Genomic DNA, 17,882 nt, shown 5'->3' on the forward strand with positions numbered 1-17,882 from the left:
AGTGAGACAGACCGGCATCTCATCGGATTATCTGGTTGATGCTTCACCTACTGCTGGTGCATGTTTCCTTCGCTAATTCCAGCAAGAACCCCACACGCCTCAACTTCCCGGTCATCGTTGCAACTCGCTCTCAGTGAAACGAGTTGTTTCTCAAGCGCTTGCAGAGCGGTTATCTGCGACCGCACATGAGAGATGTGATCATCGAGCAAGGTGTTGACGGCGGTACAAGGCTGATGAGGGTCGTCCTGATAGCTCTGTAGTTCGTGAATCTCAGCCAGTGACAGGCCCAGGATTCTGCAGCGACGGATGAAGGCCAGCCCCTCACCATGCTTCTCGGTATAGACACGGTAACCGTTGTCCTGCCGATCAGGCGGCGGCAACAAGCCCTGCTGTTCATAGAAGCGGATCGTCTGTGTTTCGACCCCTACCAACTGCGCCAACTGACCAATGCGCATCAGCCTCCTCCCCAACGGATTCTTTACTCTATTGACCTTATAGTAGCTTTATAGTTTAAAATGGTACCACAACATTGTTCAAGTGGAGTCGTATCATGAGCAAATCCTGTGGTGGCGCCTGTGGCGGTGATGCAACGTCCGCAGCGGATACCGATATACAGGCCTCCTCCGAGGCGCCAGGGAGATGGGTCAGTGTTTATGCCGTGCCGAAGATGGACTGTCCATCAGAAGAACGAATGATTCGCCTAGCCCTGAACGGCTTTGAGGAGATTCGGGCGCTGTCCTTCGACTTGTCGAACCGCCGGCTGAAGGTCGTGCATGACGGCGAGGTCGAGCCCGTCACCTCGAAACTGAAGACCTTGGGGCTAGGCGCCTCGCTTCAGGAAACCGTCGCTGCAAATCCGGAGACCATCAAGGCCGCCGAGTTTTCGGCAGCTTCTGCTAAGCAAGAATCCGGGACCCTGCGCTGGTTGCTCGGCATCAATGCACTTCTGTTCGTGGTGGAAATGACTGCCGGTCTGATCGCCCGGTCCACCGGCCTGATTGGAGAATCCCTGGACAATTTTGCCGATGCGGCGGTGTACGGGCTTGCCCTTTATGCGGTTGGACATAGCGTGAAAATGCAGGTACGTGCCGCGCATCTTGCTGGTGTACTGCAACTGATCTTGGCTGTGGGCGTGCTCGTAGAGGTGGTGAGACGCTTTGTATTCGGTAGTGAGCCTGAATCGCTGGTGATGATGGCTATCGCATTCGTCGCATTGATTGCCAATACCAGTTGTCTGCTGCTCATATCCAAACATCGGGAAGGTGGGGCGCACATGAAGGCAAGCTGGATATTCTCGGCCAACGACGTGGTGATCAACCTGGGGGTCATCACCGCCGGCGCCCTGGTCGCGTGGACCGGTTCCAATTATCCGGATCTGATTATCGGCACCATCGCGGGGGGCATTGTACTTAACGGTGCCAGACGCATTTTGGCGTTGAAGGGTTAAATAATGCTCATTATTGGCAAAAAGCTCTCGCCGTATGCCCTATTGTCCATATCGGGCCTGCTGGCAGCGTCTGATCAGGCTGTAAAGTGGCTGGTGCAGCAATCAATGGCCTATGGCGAGTATGTTTCGGTGACCCCGTTCTTTAACTGGGTGCACCTATGGAACACCGGTGCCGCATTCAGTCTTTTTGCGAATGGTGGAGGCTGGCAGCGCTACTTTTTTATCGGAATCACGGTAGTGGTCTCGATTTTTCTGATCAAGCTGATCCTTGAAAATCGTCATAAAGGAGAAGCCATCGCTTACAGTCTTATCCTCGGTGGCGCCATGGGTAACCTGATTGACCGGGTCTTTCGCGGCTATGTTGTGGATTCCTTTGATTTCTATTGGCGAGACTGGCATTGGCCGGCCTTCAACCTGGCTGATATTGCAATTGTCCTCGGTGCCTTACTTTTCGTTTCCAGCAGCTTGTTGGGTAAAAAAGCAAACACCAATGCCGAGTCGGATGGATCTGACTGACACCTACGCCTATACAACACCATGACCGAACTTCCCGACAACATCCTTCACCTGCCGCAATACCAAGTACTGGGCTGCAAATCAACCGACGACGAAATGCACTTCCAGGTGGACGTGCCCGATCCCATCGCCTGCGAGGAATGCGGCGTGCAGGGTGAGTTCGTACGGTTCGGCAAGCGTGACGTTCCCTATCGTGATCTGCCCATCCACGGCAAACGGGTCACTCTCTGGGTGGTCCGCCGCCGATACACCTGCCGGGCCTGCAAGACAACATTCAGGCCCCAGCTACCGGAGATGGTGGACGGATTCCGTATGACACTGCGGCTGCATGAGTACGTGGAGAAGGAATCCTTCAACCACCCCTACACCTTTGTGGCGGCACAGACCGGCCTGGACGAGAAGACGGTGCGCGACATCTTCAACGCCCGCGCCGAGTTCCTGGGGCGCTGGCACCGCTTCGAGACGCCCCGCATCCTGGGCATTGACGAGCTATACCTGAACAAGCGCTACCGCTGCATTCTGACCAACATTGAGGAGCGAACCCTGCTCGACCTGCTGGCCACCCGCCGCCAGGACGTGGTGACCAACTACCTGATGAAGCTGAAAGACCGGCAGAAGGTCGAGATCGTCAGCATGGACATGTGGAACCCCTACCGGGCAGCGGTCAAGGCTGTGCTGCCCCAGGCCCGTATCGTGGTCGATAAGTTCCATGTGGTGCGCATGGCCAACGATGCCCTAGAGAGAGTGCGCAAGGGCCTCAGAAAGGAGCTGAAACCGTCCCAGAGCCGGACTCTCAAGGGAGACCGGAAAATCCTGCTGAAACGCGCTCACGAAGTCTCAGACCGGGAGCGCCTCATCATGGAGACCTGGACAGGCGCGTTCCCGCAACTGCTGGCCGCCTACGAGCACAAGGAGCGCTTCTACGGCATCTGGGACGCCACCACACGGCTCCAGGCAGAAGCCGCCCTGGACGAGTGGATAGCCACCATCCCGAAGGGCCAAAAGGAAGTCTGGAGCGATCTGGTCAGGGCAGTGGGAAACTGGCGCGAAGAGACCATGACCTACTTCGAGACGGACATGCCCGTCACCAACGCTTACACGGAGTCCATCAACCGACTGGCCAAGGACAAGAACCGTGAAGGGCGCGGTTACTCCTTCGAGGTGATGCGGGCACGAATGCTCTACACCACGAAGCACAAGAAGAAGGCACCGACTGCGAAGGTCTCTCCTTTCTACAAGAAAACCATCGGTTACGGACTGCCGGACTTCGCAGAGGAACTCAACTACGGAGTCGATCTATCAACCATCTGAGGGTGGTATCAGATTGATGGGGTGAAGGTGACCCATCAACCATTAAATCCGTATACCCAACTTTTTTAGCTGCTCACGTTCACTTGGAAGTCCAAGATCACTGAGCCGATAGCGAAGCGTATCCACCAAACCACCACTCCAAACACTGTTGTTTTCAGCCAAAGCTTTGAGCATTACGCGCTGGGTACTGGTAAATTTGGTCTGGCCTTTAAATGTGAACATGAAAAGTTCTAACCATTCATAGCATCGGAAATTTCCATGCCGCATTACAGCAACAGCTGCGGGCAGAATTTCGTCGATACTTTTAGCTCTACGCAAAAGCTCCCGGATCAAAGGTTGCAATACTTCTGCAGGATAATGTGGGTCCCATGTAGTGATATGTGCAAGCGAATGATTTAGCTCACGAGTCCCCTTGCGATTATGAGTATGAATCGCTGCGAATGCTCGAACGATGGGATCGGGGTCATCAAGGTGCCTTGACACACTATGGCCCAGTTTCCCAAGCGCATCGATGAGTGGCCAGCGGATAATGCTTCCTAGCCATGAATCGAGTTCGAGTATGAGACGATTACGAACTAATCGACGGTACTTTCGGGTATGTGGTGTGCTCACCCAGGCGACAAGCACATTTGTAAGCTCAATGTAATCAGTGGGGGAACTAAATTCCAGATTGAGAAGCTTGGGAATTACCTCTTCCGTAATCGTAGATTCGCGGGCAAAGTTCTCACCTGCAAATTTTAACCATTTGAGGAGATCGCTGCGAAGTGTCTCATAGAACACACTTTGAGGATCAAGTTCATCAAGTGCGGCAATAACGAACAATACCGCCGGATCTGCAGCTGGATAGTAGGAACCTTGATGTGTTGTAGCAACAATCAGATGATCAACAGCATGTGCGATGCTCCGTTCATCATCGCCAAGCAGTGCCCGTAAGTGCTTTGGAGTATCTTCCGCACTTCCGTATGCATGGTACAACCTTGACCAGTTAGTGTATTCTAGGATTTCTTCGGTTGGTGAAAGATCGACAATCTTCACGTTTCCTCCTCAAAAAGGTACTACGAAATGATGAGGCCGATACGTGAAGTGTAGCCCGCAATATTGCTTGTTTGAAGAGGTTTTCCTTAGTAACCTCCTTTAAAAACACTGCTTATTGAGTGATTGAATCACAGGCTTTACCAAAATGTTACATACGACAGATCTGCTACTTTTTCTGTGAAAACGTTCCCTTTTTAAGTGTTGATCCGAAAAAAATTTCGTGTTTGTGTGTAGGGGATCTGCGTAAAGATTTAGCCATATTAGACAGGTGGAAGAGCGTTCGAGTCTTTCTGCTGCTCTGGTTCATGAAGGCGGGCTCGTGTGTCAGGATCACAAAACGGTAGATTGCGAAAACATTTTCTATAAAAGCGGGGTTAAGTTGTTTATAACATTTTGTTACCTTGGTGTTATTAAATCCCTTATGGTGCGGTGCAGTGCTGCCTGCTTCGCTGCGCTGTGCTGTGTGGGGTTTGGGGGTGTACGGTTCAAACGGTTTTTATGGGACCTGTGGGGTTTGCGGCTTGGTTTTTGGCTGGTGGTTTGGTTTTTGGCTGGTGGTTTGGTTGTGTGCTTGTGGTGAGCTGGGATTTGGTTGGGAGGTGCTTGGTCTGGTTGGCTGCTGGCCAGGAGGTGTTCAGTCTTTTTGGCCACCGGCCGGTCTTTTCTGGCGCTGGTTGGGCGTGTTGTCACAGATTCCATTTTCGGCCGATTTTATGGAATCTGCGACACGATAGGTAGGGAACCTGTCACGAATTCCATTTTTTTCGCTGTTTTTATGGAATCTGCGACAAACCCCAGGTCAACGATTGTGCGCAATGTTGGTTGCTGTCACAAATTCCATTTTTTCAGGCGATTTTATGGAATCTATGACAGTAAGGATGAAAGTATATCTAGTTTAATAGGGTCAACCTATCAAACACCCAGGAAACTAGCTCAATCCTCTGAAAAAGCGTCCGATGCACTGGAAAACCAACTCAAGAACCCCAAAAACCAACGACCAGCCAACCCACCCCCAAAAACCAGCGACGACCAGCCAACCCACCCCCAAAACCCAGCACCGCACTTCTAGCATTATGGAACAAAAGATCAGCCTAAATTTCGGGGGCAAATTCATGTTTGTTCTTGGTAATGTGTGCCTGTGGATACTACGCACGGTTCAATCTTGGTTCCAAGGTGGTCACAGTGAGGTAATTCCTGGTGATCCGTTCGAGCAGGCTCGGGAGTTGCTGTATTTATGCGATGGTGTTTGGCCAGCAATGTTTCTGCAGCTAATTCGTACACACTGACAAGAAAGTGCTGATACTTACACTAAATCCATGCATGTGGGGCGAATCACCATGTATGGTTTGCGAATATGAGTATTGAACTGGATGAGGTCCGAGATTTTTTGGCTAGTAGCGCCCCGTATGCCCAGCTTCCTGAAGACGTACTTGACCGTCTTCCAGGGACGATGACAATGAAGTATTTTCGCCGTGGTGAAACGGTTATTGGGCATGGGGAATCCAATGAATTTAGCTATCTCATACGTTCTGGCGCGGTTGATGTGCTTGATTCTGAGGGTGTTTTGCTTGATCGTCGTGATGCTGGGCGTTCTTTCGGATACTCCACACTTATGGGTGATGAAACATGCAAATACACAATGGTTGCAGTGGAGGATACGCTTGCGTTGCTAATTCCCCGAGCTCCATTTGTGGAAATCACGAAACAGCACCCAGAGTTCGCACGGTTTTTCTCTGGGCAATCGGCGCGAATGAGCGCTACTGCGCATAGCCTGCGCCAACAATCATCATCTGAGGTACTTCGTACCAAACTGCGGGAGTTTATGATTACTAACCCGGCAACAATCTCTCCAGAGGCAACCATCCAGCAATCGGCATCATTTATGCAGGAAAAGAATGTATCTTCGCTGCTTGTTACGAGTGCCGATAACCAGCTTCAGGGCATAGTTACGGACCGGGATATGCGTGGTCGTGTAGTTGCAGGGGCCATGGATGTGACACTCCCCGTAACGGCGATTATGACTGTGAATCCGCGTGCCGTTGGAAGTGACACACTTGCATTCGAGGCGATGCTCATTATGGCAGAAATGGGTATTCATCATTTACCAGTGGTGGATGATGAAAAACTTGTTGGAATCATTGCTTCCGCCGATATTATGCGCTTACTGCGTCATGATCCGATTTACCTCACTGCAGACCTTGCCCGCCGAACCACCTCTGAAGAACTCAAACAGGTATATGAATCTGCGCATGAAGTAGCTATTCGCTTTATTGAGCGTGGAGCGTCGCCAGAAGAAGTAACTAATCTACTTACAGTTGCGGCGGATGCATTGGCGCGACGCCTTCTTACTCTTGCTGAGGAAGAACTTGGTCCACCACCAGTTCCATATGCATTTGTGGTTTTGGGGTCGCAGGGGCGGCGGGGAATGGGCTTGGCATCCGATCAAGATAACGCACTCATTCTTTCCGATGATTACAACGAGGCTGAGCATGGCGCCTATTTCGCGGAGCTTTCTGAGCGTGTATGCAAGGGACTTGATGCAGCCGGCCAGGTTTTGTGCCCGGGCGATATGATGGCCAGTAATCCAGAGTGGCGCATGACTGTTTCAGGTTGGAATAATGCCTTCCACACTTGGATTACCGCTCCAGAACCAGACGCCCTCCTACACGCACAGGTCTTTTTTGATATGCGCGGTATTTATGGAGAAACCCAATTTGCAGACCAAGTTGTTCGCACGGCAGTTCAGACAGCAAGGAATGCTGGGCGCCTGCACGCGCATCTGGCAACGTTAGCCGCGCGCCGCGAACCACCACTTGGCTTTTTCCGCGGCCTAGTTGTCGATCGTAGTGGTGAATATGCAAATACCTTGGACGTTAAAAAAGGTGGGACCGCGGCGATTGTACAAATGGCGCGTTTGTTCGCCTTAGCGTCTGGGGTTCAGGCTGTGGGCACGAGGGAACGGCTTACGCAAGCTGCTGGTCACGGGGCTGTGTCCTCCAGAGGTGCTGAGGATCTTCGTGATGCATTTGATTTCCTTAATACGATTGCACTGCAGCAACAGGCAAACCAGGTGCGTAAAGGTGAGCAGCCAAACTACCATATTGATCCAAAAGAACTCGGCAAACTGGATCGCGAACACCTTCGGGATGCATTCCAAATTATTAAAGGTATGCAGAGTGCGCTAGCTACTAAATATCCGGTGAGGAATATCTAATGTTTGGTTTTTCTGCTCGGGATCGCGCAAGTCGAAAGGCACAGGGTGCGTTGGGGGATTTTTATAAGGTCCGTCCGCCCGCACCGGTTACGAGTATTAAAGAGTTGCCGTTGCTTGCGGTTGATGTTGAAACAACAGGGCTGAAGCCTCAGGAACACGATTTATTATCTATTGGATGGGTGCCTATCGATCACGGTGAAATTCAGCTTGGTGGCGCTGGACACCGTGTGCTTCGTGGAAGTGAGGTTGGTGATTCCGCGGTTATACACCGCCTTACCGATGATGATATTGAGCAGGGAATCGATGCCAAGGAAGCAGTGGCTGATCTTTTGCGTGCCTTAGAGGGCCGAGTGATGTTGGTGCATTGGGCGGCAATGGAGACAGGTTTTCTATCGGCAGCCTGCCGTAAACATTTTGGTGCGGATCTTATTGTTCCAGTTGTAGATACATTTGCAATTGAACGTCGGCATATGGAGCGCATGGGTACATATCCACGTGGAGAGGATCTTCGGTTGCCACGTATCCGGCAGCGCTATGGATTGCCAAATTATCGCAGTCATAATGCGCTTATCGACGCCCTCGCCTGCGCGGAATTGTATCTCGCTTTGGCCGCCTCATTTAGGGGGAATACCTTAAAATCTTTGCAGGTGTAATGCAATGCAGTCCGAATCTTGTGTGTAGGATGTGTCACATGCGTTTTGGACGAATTGCTCACCCTGAGGGAATGTGTTTTTGCGTCATCGAAGGGGATGACGCAACGGCGAAATGCCGTGAGATTACCGGTACTCCATTTACGGAACCTGAGTACACAGGACGTGAGTGGTCGCTTGGTGAGGTTCGTCTACTTGCGCCAATGCTTCCAAGCAAGATTGTGGCAATCGGACGTAACTATGCTGATCACGTTGCGGAAGTATTTCAAAAAAGTGCCGAATCTTTGCCTCCAACGCTGTTTTTAAAGCCCCCAACGGCAGTTATTGGTCCTGGTGCTGCAATTAAAATCCCTGAGTTTGCCACCAATGTGGAATTTGAAGGTGAACTTGCTTTGGTGATTGGTAAGCCATGTAAAAATGTCAAAGCGGCCGATTGGAAAACCGTGGTGCGTGGCTTCACCATTATTAATGATGTTTCCTCTCGTGATTTACAGTTTTCTGATGGTCAATGGGCGCGGGCAAAAGGCATTGATACATTCGCTCCATTAGGTCCTTGGATCGAAACTGATTTGGACAGCATCGATACCAAGAACCTTCCAATTAAGGCTCATCTCACGCACAATGGTGTCACTGAAACCAAGCAGGATTCCAATTCCAATCAAATGATTATGGATATTGGGGAGATTATTGAGTTTATTACTGCCTCCATGACTTTATTGCCTGGCGATATTGTGTCCACTGGTTCACCTGCTGGTACTGAAGCGATGCACCCAGGTGATTTTATTGAAGTAGAAATCCCTGGCATTGGTCGCTTGGGTAACCCCGTGGAAAAGGCATAGTTCATATCTTCTCGTGCTTCTTGTACTACGGGGCCCATGTAGTGGGAGTATTGTGTGCACCCCCACTATGGGGACATGGGGAATTGAAGCTAGAAAACTAAGAACCTCCCGCATACTAGCTACCCGTAGTGTGCAATCTATTTTTCCTGGTAGGGATAGCTTTTGAACACTGTGTTCGCACGCACTTCGTTCTTTACTATAGGGGTATGAAAGCGCCTTGTCTGCCTAAATTGCGTGAGTCTGATGGCCGTCCTGTGGATTCGGTGGAACGATCTCCAGAAGCACTGGCCACAATGCGCACATGGCGTTGGCAGATTACTCATCCTGCGGTGATTTGGCTTCCTGCCTTGGTGCTAATTTATGTGTGCATGGGGCTAGCCACAGGGGTTTTAGGGCTGGTGGCGTATTTTGTATCTGAAGATGTTCCCATCATGCTGCTTTTAGTTGCGGGTGTTCGGATCGCAGCAATTGTTGGTTATGGGCTTATTGTCTGGTTGGAGCGCCGGAATCCTTGCGAATTGCGCCGACCTTTGTCGATGTCAGCACTGGGCTTAGGGATTGGTGCTTCGCTTATGTCGCTGATTATTGGCTTGGTGTATTTGTTCGGTGGCATTGAGTTTCATGGGGCCCGTAGTGAATTACCTTGGGCAATGCTTTTTGTGGTCACTATTGCGCCCGCGGTTGCCGACGAGATTCTTAATAGGGGAGTGCTATTTCGATATTTGGAACAGATTTTTGGTACCTGGGCAGCACTCGTGGTTTCCGCAATAATGTTCGGTGTAGCGCATTTGGCTAATCCGAAAGTAGGTCTTTGGGGATTCCTTACAATTACGATTGAAGCAGGTTTCCTCTTTGGCTTGATCTATATCCTGTTTCGATCATTATGGCTCGTCATTGGCGTGCATATTGCCTGGAATTTTGTACGAGGTCCGGTATTTGGCAGCGGCACACCAAGCAGCTTTGGGCAGGAAAGCTGGCTGATGTCTTCACCGAGTGGACCTACGATACTCAGCGGTGGCGAACTCGGTGTAGAAGCTAGTGTGATTGCGTCAGTACTCAGCTTGCTGGCAATCGCTTGGTGCATCCGCATTGCCGTAAGGCGGAAGGCCATTGCGGCACCATTTTGGGGATAGTGGCTACTGCCATTCCGCATTCTGCGTATCGACGCCGTGTTCAGCTGCGTTTGCTTCAATAATGCTGCGGAGCCACGCGGCTAGGCCTTGGTGCACGGAATCGTAGTGTTGTTGAAACCTTGGATCTTCGGTATAACCACGCGCTATAAGCACATGCTTTGCATGTGTGATGTCAAACCATTTTGCAATGCTGGAAAAATGCTCTTCAGCTAAGGCGTTAGCTTCTGGCGTGCCAGGAGCTACACCGTTTTTCATAGCTGCGGCGAGCCGTGCCTCTAATGCTTTGGTTTCGTCACGAACCTGAATCCAATCCTCAGCACCCATCGTTGCTTGGACGGCTTGAGATTGTTGCCACTCAGGAGTGTTGCCCCAACGTTCTTCGGCTTCTGCCTCATATTCGGGACTCCACAAATCACCAAAAATGGTGCGCTTTTCTTTATCTGTTAGTTTGGGCTTCATAGTTTCCTCCAAAAGAATATCCAGGGCTTGGATCATACGTTCCAAGCGATGTTGTTGTTTTTGCAGTACAACGCGTTGGCGCTGTAGTTGCGTAATGGACTCGGTATCGGGGGCGTCGATAATCTCTTTGATTTCACCCAGTGGGAATCCAACGGCGCGATACGCGATGACTTTTTGGATTCTTTCGATATCTGCGTCGATATAGAGGCGGTAATCGTTCCAGTCCCGGAAGCTTGGACTTGCAAGGCCCAAAGCATCCCAATGGCGCAAGGTGCGTACCGTGACACCAAAGAGCTTTGCAACTTCGCCGATATTTCGTTCCATGAGGCAACAATAAAACCTTGACGCAGCGTAAAGGCAAGATCAGGTTTGTACTAGACATTGGAACTGTACTTATGGTACAGTACAAGTGTGAGAACAACACTTGAAATCCCGGAAACTGTTAATGCAAAAGCTATCTTGTGGCCCTATATGGTGGGACTTGTTGGAGCTGTTGTAATGCTTCATATCTGGATTGCTTTTCGTGGTGGCATGATCGGTGTCGTTGAACAGCTTCTTCTGGCGCTGATTGCTATTGGAATGGTCGTTTGGCTGTTAAGGAAACGTCATGAAATTGTAAAGTTGCGTTTTGGCCCATTGCTTGTCAATGCTTTGAGTTTTGTAGTTATTTCCACATCGTTTCAACTTCATGCTTTAATCCAAACCTTTCGTATTGGGCTTAATGAAGGCGGTCTGGAAATTGCCAAATTCCTTCTAGGAACACCGTGGTTCGGCTTAACACTATGCATGAGTGCTTTGTGGGGCCTTGGTGTACTCATCCACTTTGCTGGGGCGATCATGGCTCGCGGATGGGAAGATTAGTGGCAACGAAGCGACCCAACGAAACTGAAGAATGGATCGTGGGCAAAATCGACCAGTGGGTGGAAACCTATAAAAAGTCAATGCTAACGCCCGCGATCCTAAGCATCGTCTCCAGCCAAGAGCGCATAACAATTTCTGATATCGCAATGGCACTGGAAAATCGAACATCATGGCGAGTAACTGAGCGAGGTCTATATCGAACAATTCAACGATTAGAACACAGTGGTTTTCTTGTTGCCCAGGAAGTGCCTGGTGTGAAAACCGGAAAGAAAAAGAAGGAAATATCACTAACTCCGGCAGGAGTAGCGTTTTTGCGGGGTGTTTCAGAAAACATTATCAGCTTGTAGTCTCCTCCTAATTTTGGATAATTCGGCGTAAATGCTTGCCAAGTGTAGGGGGGAACAGTAACCTCAAATCATATTTGCTGCAAACTAAAGACTTCGAAGGATTTGCGTGATGTTAATTGGGGTTAAATCGCAGGGAGGCGATAATAGGTCGCCTTGGGTAATTACCGGGGAAGAGAATGGTCGAATGTATATTCTTTTGGGGGGAAATGGTGAGCCGGAGGTGTATAAAGATCGCCAAGAAGCGGAAGCCCGCGCTCTCTTTATTAGCAGTGGAAAAATGGATCCAGATCCAGAGCCGGAACCAGAACCGGAACCAGAACCAGTACGCAAAGGATGTTTTCTCACCACAGCCTGCGAGGTTGCGCTAGGGGATGCATTTAAAGACGATGGGATTGAACTGGAAACGCTCCGATTCCACCGGGACCGTTTGGCGAAAGAAAACCCGTATTTGCAGCAAAAAGTTTTAGAATATTATGCAAAAGCTCCGCAGATCGTTGCGTGCATAAATCATGAATCTGATTCAAGGCAGCGATACCAAGAGATCTATGATTCACTTATTGTTCCCACAAGTTTCTTTCTTGAAAACGGCCAAGATGAAAAAGCAATAGAACACTACTACCAGGGTTTTCAGCGGCTTTGTCTGCGGTACGGATTATAGCGATAGAAAGTTTAACCGCAGATTCTTTTATGTGTCGTGGTTAAAAAGGGAGTTACTTCCAATTTTCTGGGCTCGTTTTATCGGGCTCATCGACTGACTTTTGTGGCCGGTAGTTTGGTTGCGTACGTCTGGTGAACTGGGATTTGGTTGGAGCTGGTCGGTCTTTTGGGCGCTGGTTGGTCTTTTTGGGCTGCTGGTTGGGGGTTGTTTGGGGGTTTCATGGGCGGGTTGTCACAGATTCCATTTTTTCGGCTGTTTTTATGGAATTTGTGACACGATAGGTAGGGATCCTGTCACAGATTCCACCAGAACAGGCCTGTTTTATGGAATCTGTGACAAATCCCAGGTCAACGGTTGTGTACAACATTAGCTGTTGTCACAAATCCCACTGGAACGGGCTTGTTTTATGGAATCTGTGACATTCGGCATGTAAACATCGCTTGTTTGATAGGGCGGGCCTATCAAACGCCTAGGAAAGTAGCCCACACCCCAGGAAAGCGGAGACGGCTAGACCTTCCACGCGGGAAAGGCGGCCTGCGGATCCTGAAACCAGCGCAAAATCTCGGAAAACCAGCCATCCCACCCGGAAAACCAGCCCATGCTCCCAACAATTGGCGACAACACTCACTTGCAACCAGCTCCGCAACACTTCACCCCACAAATGGTAAGGAATGAGAGCCGCTCTAACTTTTGGAAAGGATTTTAAAGGCCCAACGCACGCAACATGGTTCGCATTTTGGCGTCTGTTTCCCGTAATTCAGATTCCGGATTTGAATTACTCACAATGCCTCCGCCTGCCCAGGCGCGGGCAAACTTTCCATCTGTTTCAGCACATCGTATGGCTACCATAAACTCTCCATCGCCAGATGCATCGCACCAACCGACAGCGCCCGAATAGAATCCCCGATCAATTTCTACTTGCAAAATAAGGTCCTGAGCGATGGGGGTTGGGGTCCCGCAGATTGCGGGGGTGGGGTGTAGCCGCAACGCAACATCGAGCGCTGTGGTGCGAGGATCTTTCAAAGTGCCAGCGATGGGCGTGGCTAAATGCCACATTTCCGCAGTGGAGGTTATTTCTGGTTCTTTAGGAATGGAGAGCTCTGAGCATAAGGGCTGTAGTGCAGCTGCAATATGCTCCACTACAAAGCGATGTTCATTCAGGTCTTTTATGCTTTCTTTGAGTCGTTTTGCAACTAGGCGATCATCTTCGTGAATTCCGCTTCGGGGTGCGGAACCTGCCAGTGGGTATGTGGTTATTTGGTCGCCGATTCTGCGGACGAGCATTTCTGGAGATGAGCCAACGAGTTTTTTTCCGTCAAATCCTTCGCCTGCCGGTGAAAGGTCCACGATAAAACCGTTTCGATCCGGAGAGTAGTCAATAAGCCTCGCGGCAATGAGCAGGGGATCTACTTGGTCCTGGAAAGAAACATTCATTGTTCGGGCTAGAACCACTTTTTCTAAAGGGGTTCGCCGGATAGTTTCCACAGCAGCTCGGACACGTTCCAAGTGTTCGTTGCGCGGCGGAATATCGCTTATAATTTCGGCTTCGATTGGTTGCTGGAGCCGATAATGTGCGGGGGGTTCCAACGGTCCTTTTGTTCGAATGATTCCGGCAGGCACGTGTAAGGCGCAGGGATCAGTGAGGTCGAAGGGGAGTGCGCCAACGATCATTGAGTGTGTTCCACGTTTGAGTGCTTCTGATGCATCCCAAGGGTCGGTAAAAGTTGCCACGCTACCTTGAGTGCGAACCGAGCCATGTGCACGCGAAAGTAAAAAATCGGGCGCTGTTAATGGACGTGAACACATGAGTGACCATCCTACGCCATGAATTTGCAAGCTCCACCCTGAGGCGAATGAAAAATCCACCCGCGCGGTAAACTAATTGACCATGTCTGATGTTCGCGTTCGATTTTGTCCTTCTCCAACAGGCACCCCCCATGTCGGTTTGGTACGTACCGCATTATTTAACTGGGCTTACGCTCGGCGTACAGGTGGCAAGCTTATTTTTCGTATTGAAGATACTGATGCTGCTCGGGATTCGGAAGATTCCTATCAAGCGATCATTGATTCTCTCCAATGGTTGGGGATTGATTGGGACGAGGGCGTAGAAATCGGTGGCCCACATGCGCCGTATCGTCAAAGTCAGCGCATGGACATTTACGCTGAAGTGTTAGAAAAGTTAATTGAAGCCGGGGAAGTGTATCCAGCATATTCGACGGCGGAGGAAGTAGAGCAGCGCCATATTGCGGCTGGTCGCGACCCTAAACTCGGATACGATAATTATGATCGCAACCTTACTGAGGAACAGGTTGCGGCGTTTGAGGCAGAAGGCCGTAAGCCGGTGTGGCGTCTTCGAATGCCAGAACAAGATTGGTCGTGGAACGATCTTGTTCGTGGCGAAATTTCTTTTAAGTCAGAAACGCAACCAGACTTTGTTGTAGCTCGCTCAAATGGTGCGCCTTTGTACACGCTTGTGAATCCTGTTGATGATGCATTAATGGGTATTACACACGTACTTCGTGGAGAGGACTTACTACCATCAACTCCGCGTCAGCTTGCACTTTATGAGGCACTCAAGCGTATTGGGGTTGCAACGCACACACCACAGTTCGCACATTTGCCGTTTGTTATGGGCGAAGGCAATAAGAAACTTTCTAAGCGTGACCCACAATCGAATTTGTTCCATCACCGTGATGCCGGAATTATTCCCGAAGGAATGCTGAACTACCTGGCATTATTGGGCTGGTCCTTGGCCAAAGATAAAGATATTTTCGACGTCGCGGAGCTCATTGCAAACTTTGATATTGCGGAAGTACTCAGCAATCCCGCACGCTTTGATCAAAAGAAACTCGAAGCAATTAACGCTGATCATATTCGGCTACTGGAACTCAGCGATTTTACGCAGCGGCTTCGTGCCTACCTTGAGCATTACCATGACTTCCCGAAAGATTACCCCGAAGATAAGTTTGAAATTGTTGCTGATCTTGTGCAAACGAGAATTAAGAAGCTTGAGGATGCTTGGGATCTAGTACGTTTCCTTATTGTTCCCGATACCGAACTGGTACTGGACGAAAAATCTGCCCGGAAGAATCTTAAGGAAGACGCAATCCAATCTCTGGATGTCGGCATTGCAGCGCTTGAAGATGTCTCTGAATGGACAACCCCGAAAATTGAGGCTGCTCTCCATAAAGCGCTGATTGAAGATCTTGAACTAAAACCGCGAAAAGCCTTCGGTGCGCTGCGAGTTGGTATCTCCGGGCAAGCGGTTTCTCCGCCACTGTTTGAGTCAATGGAATTGCTCGGTAAAGCATCTACACTCGCTCGACTTCGTGCGGCGCGGCAAGCTACACCATTTGTCTAGTATGGGTTATCGTGCAATTTGTCCTGGGGATTTGTCACTTGGATGAATGCAAGGTTATAGTATTCCCTGTTGCGCAGCGGGGAATACTACCACCGCAAAAACAACAATGGCCTATGGTGTAATTGGCAACACTACGGTTTCTGGTACCGTCATTCTTGGTTCGAGTCCAGGTAGGCCAGCAGCGAAGAAATTCGCAGCCGCAAGCCCCGTTCGTCTAGCGGCCTAGGACGCCGGCCTCTCACGCCGGTAACACGGGTTCAAATCCCGTACGGGGTACCACAAGATCTCAAGCCTCATGAACTTTGAAGCTTGGGGTTTCTTTGTTTCCACAGTGCCACACCGATGGCAACAATGACGCCGAGATGAATCACACCGATCAGTGGTGAGACCAAAAGCTCTCTGCCCGGTCTGATTGGTAAACCGCCAAGTGAAACGGGAATCTGACTCAAGTTAGCAATGCTGTGGGCGATTACACCAGGCAAAATACTCCCGCTACGGATCCTAAGTTCGCTAAAAAGCGGAGCCCAGCACACCATTATGAGAATGCCGGTGAGGGCATAGATGAGTGGAGGGACGTCCCATACCGCTCGGATAAGTGATTCGTCAAGCAAGTACACGTAATACGGTAAATGCCACAGCGCCCAGATTGTCCCAGATATAAGCCACACTTTGATATCAGAAGATTGATGTGCAACGAGAGCGGGTACCAAGAAACCCCGCCATGCGCCCTCCTCGGCCACATTTTTCACAATCGTTGGGACTATCGCGGCAATTATTGGGCCTACATACGTACCGAGTTGTAGCAGACTCAGCCAACCAAAACCATATCCAGCTCCCAGGGTGATAAAGAGTGCAATGGGAAATGCTGCTATTGCGATTCCATATTCTCGCAACTTGCCAAAACCCCAAGACTTGACATACGTAGACCGGAAAGATCTATCGGTGATGGCTAGCAGAGCGCCAGCTAGTAGGGGTGTTGAGATCCAGATAAGTGCTGCCGGCGATTCCATTGAGTCAGGGGTACCGAGAACACGGTTGACCAGGAGCCCAATCCAGCCAGATGCGCAAGTAATGATTGCAAAAATCCAAAGGCGTGCACGCGCGGTAGCTGTAGGAAGAGTAAAGGTGTCCATATCGATAGTGTAAATATCCAATATAGGACTATGCAAGTATTGGTTGTGGTGGGTTCCACTCTTATTTCATGTTCGCAATCGACTCCCGAATTTGCTCAATCATTTTTAGTCCTAATGCTATTTCGTCGATTCCGTAACGAAGTGTGGCGTGCTTGAGCGTGGTATCAAGATCTTCGACCTCAAACTCGATCGCCCTCAAAGCTGCTAATTCGGCACGAAGGTGATTTTCTGCTTCGCCGAGGAGCATATTTACTTTTTCGTGCCCAAGGGGAGCTGCAAAGAAAATTCGTGCTAGCAGCGGGTCTTTAGATAAACGCGGTTCTAATGGACTGGCAAGCCACGCTTCAAGTTCGGCTTTGCCAGCTTCGGTGAGACTGTGGATCCTCCGATTTGGGCGGCCATTCTGGATAATCGTTTGCGTTGATATAGCTCCATCGGCTTCCATGCGATCGAGTGTGCGATAGATTTGCGATTGATCTGCATGCCAAAAATGAACCACTGAACTGGCAAAAGCTCGGCTCAAGTCATAACCACTTTGTGGGGATCGGGCTAAAAGACCGAGAATAGCGTGTCGAAGTTTCATACTTCTACCGTAGAGCAGCCCGGCCCTGCAGCGGTCTAGGAATTTGGTCGGGTTGATTTAAGAGTTGATCAACATATTTTTCTTGTATTGCTCGGCTTATTCGCTCGGTGAGATGCATCTGAGTGATTCATTATGTATACGGTCATGAAAAGACTCCGTATAGCTGTTCTGTCACGGTTGACCTGGTGGGATAAATGCTTGAATTGTGTCATCCTCACCAGTCCAGTTCTTCAGTGTTAGGGTGACCAATTCGGGACCATTGCATAGTCACAGTGCTTTGGGTTGGCGACCGTGCTCTGGGGTAGCGGCATCAAGTTATTTGATTACATCGGCCG

The 17,882-nt window shown here is 50.0% G+C and carries 17 protein-coding genes and 2 tRNA genes; 13 read left to right on the forward strand and 6 right to left on the reverse strand.

What is annotated here, in order from left to right:
• Positions 1 to 47: 47 nt before the first annotated feature.
• On the reverse strand, positions 48 to 455 hold the full coding sequence (cadR, locus tag CFREI_RS05575; RefSeq protein WP_007148576.1) for a Cd(II)/Pb(II)-responsive transcriptional regulator: 408 nt from the start codon (positions 453 to 455) through the stop codon (positions 48 to 50).
• Positions 456 to 550: 95 nt separating this feature from the next.
• On the opposite strand from cadR, the gene CFREI_RS05580 reads away from it, so the two are divergent.
• Genes CFREI_RS05580 through CFREI_RS05590 form a run of 3 tightly spaced genes read left to right on the forward strand, consistent with a single transcriptional unit; the run spans position 551 to position 3,274 of the window.
• Positions 551 to 1,447, forward strand: coding sequence for a cation efflux transmembrane domain-containing protein (locus CFREI_RS05580; protein ID WP_004364974.1), 897 nt, complete (start codon positions 551 to 553; stop codon positions 1,445 to 1,447).
• Between the two features lie 3 nt (positions 1,448 to 1,450).
• Positions 1,451 to 1,963, forward strand: coding sequence for a signal peptidase II (gene lspA / locus CFREI_RS05585; RefSeq protein ID WP_027013448.1), 513 nt, complete (start codon positions 1,451 to 1,453; stop codon positions 1,961 to 1,963).
• Between the two features lie 21 nt (positions 1,964 to 1,984).
• On the forward strand, positions 1,985 to 3,274 hold the full coding sequence (locus CFREI_RS05590; protein WP_004574636.1) for an ISL3-like element ISPpu12 family transposase: 1,290 nt from the start codon (positions 1,985 to 1,987) through the stop codon (positions 3,272 to 3,274).
• Positions 3,275 to 3,316: 42 nt separating this feature from the next.
• Here the strand turns inward: CFREI_RS05590 and CFREI_RS05595 are convergent, their stop codons facing one another.
• Entirely contained in the window at positions 3,317 to 4,309 is a 993-nt protein-coding gene (locus CFREI_RS05595) for a hypothetical protein (protein ID WP_027013449.1), read from the reverse strand.
• A gap of 1,354 nt (positions 4,310 to 5,663) precedes the next feature.
• Between CFREI_RS05595 and CFREI_RS05600 the strand changes: the two genes are divergently transcribed.
• The 4 genes from CFREI_RS05600 to CFREI_RS05615 all read left to right on the forward strand — a co-directional run bounded on the left by CFREI_RS05600 (position 5,664) and on the right by CFREI_RS05615 (position 10,145).
• Positions 5,664 to 7,523, forward strand: coding sequence for a DUF294 nucleotidyltransferase-like domain-containing protein (locus CFREI_RS05600; protein ID WP_027013452.1), 1,860 nt, complete (start codon positions 5,664 to 5,666; stop codon positions 7,521 to 7,523).
• A complete protein-coding gene (locus CFREI_RS05605; RefSeq protein ID WP_027013453.1) occupies positions 7,523 to 8,176 on the forward strand; it encodes an exonuclease domain-containing protein in 654 nt (217 codons plus the stop codon). The genes CFREI_RS05600 and CFREI_RS05605 overlap by 1 nt, the downstream gene beginning before the upstream one ends.
• 38 nt (positions 8,177 to 8,214) lie before the next feature.
• Complete coding sequence (locus CFREI_RS05610; protein WP_027013454.1) at positions 8,215 to 9,012, forward strand: fumarylacetoacetate hydrolase family protein; 798 nt, start codon at positions 8,215 to 8,217, stop codon at positions 9,010 to 9,012.
• 206 nt (positions 9,013 to 9,218) lie between these two features.
• Positions 9,219 to 10,145 carry a CPBP family intramembrane glutamic endopeptidase gene (locus CFREI_RS05615; RefSeq protein WP_051256103.1) on the forward strand — a complete coding sequence of 309 codons (927 nt, stop codon included), beginning with the start codon at positions 9,219 to 9,221 and terminating at the stop codon, positions 10,143 to 10,145.
• Between the two features lie 3 nt (positions 10,146 to 10,148).
• Here CFREI_RS05615 and CFREI_RS05620 read toward each other — a convergent pair whose 3' ends face one another.
• Entirely contained in the window at positions 10,149 to 10,928 is a 780-nt protein-coding gene (locus tag CFREI_RS05620) for a MerR family transcriptional regulator (protein WP_027013455.1), read from the reverse strand.
• Positions 10,929 to 11,015: 87 nt separating this feature from the next.
• On the opposite strand from CFREI_RS05620, the gene CFREI_RS05625 reads away from it, so the two are divergent.
• The 3 genes from CFREI_RS05625 (at position 11,016) to CFREI_RS05635 (ending at position 12,470) form a co-directional block, all read left to right on the forward strand.
• Positions 11,016 to 11,465, forward strand: coding sequence for a hypothetical protein (locus CFREI_RS05625; protein ID WP_027013456.1), 450 nt, complete (start codon positions 11,016 to 11,018; stop codon positions 11,463 to 11,465).
• Positions 11,465 to 11,812 (forward strand): PadR family transcriptional regulator, encoded by a 348-nt coding sequence (locus CFREI_RS05630; RefSeq protein WP_027013457.1) that lies wholly within the window; start codon positions 11,465 to 11,467, stop codon positions 11,810 to 11,812. The genes CFREI_RS05625 and CFREI_RS05630 overlap by 1 nt, the downstream gene beginning before the upstream one ends.
• A gap of 109 nt (positions 11,813 to 11,921) precedes the next feature.
• The gene (locus tag CFREI_RS05635) at positions 11,922 to 12,470 is read left to right on the forward strand and encodes a hypothetical protein (protein ID WP_027013458.1); all 549 of its coding nucleotides are present in this window, start codon (positions 11,922 to 11,924) and stop codon (positions 12,468 to 12,470) included.
• 702 nt (positions 12,471 to 13,172) lie between these two features.
• Here CFREI_RS05635 and CFREI_RS05640 read toward each other — a convergent pair.
• Positions 13,173 to 14,276, reverse strand: coding sequence for an isochorismate synthase (locus CFREI_RS05640; RefSeq protein ID WP_027013459.1), 1,104 nt, complete (start codon positions 14,274 to 14,276; stop codon positions 13,173 to 13,175).
• 82 nt (positions 14,277 to 14,358) lie between these two features.
• Between CFREI_RS05640 and gltX the strand changes: the two genes are divergently transcribed.
• The 3 genes from gltX (at position 14,359) to CFREI_RS05655 (ending at position 16,110) form a co-directional block, all read left to right on the forward strand.
• Entirely contained in the window at positions 14,359 to 15,831 is a 1,473-nt protein-coding gene (gene gltX / locus CFREI_RS05645; RefSeq protein ID WP_027013460.1) for a glutamate--tRNA ligase, read from the forward strand.
• A gap of 107 nt (positions 15,832 to 15,938) precedes the next feature.
• Positions 15,939 to 16,010, forward strand: a tRNA-Gln gene (locus CFREI_RS05650).
• A 24-nt stretch (positions 16,011 to 16,034) separates the two neighbouring features.
• Positions 16,035 to 16,110 (forward strand) — tRNA-Glu (locus CFREI_RS05655).
• 14 nt (positions 16,111 to 16,124) lie between these two features.
• Here the strand turns inward: CFREI_RS05655 and CFREI_RS05660 are convergent.
• Complete coding sequence (locus CFREI_RS05660) at positions 16,125 to 16,964, reverse strand: CPBP family intramembrane glutamic endopeptidase (RefSeq protein ID WP_035112490.1); 840 nt, start codon at positions 16,962 to 16,964, stop codon at positions 16,125 to 16,127.
• Between the two features lie 61 nt (positions 16,965 to 17,025).
• Entirely contained in the window at positions 17,026 to 17,547 is a 522-nt protein-coding gene (locus CFREI_RS05665) for a PadR family transcriptional regulator (RefSeq protein ID WP_035112492.1), read from the reverse strand.
• Positions 17,548 to 17,882: the final 335 nt, after the last annotated feature.

The sequence above is a fragment of the Corynebacterium freiburgense genome, assembly GCF_030408815.1.
GTDB classification, from domain to species: Bacteria; Actinomycetota; Actinomycetes; order Mycobacteriales; family Mycobacteriaceae; genus Corynebacterium; species Corynebacterium freiburgense.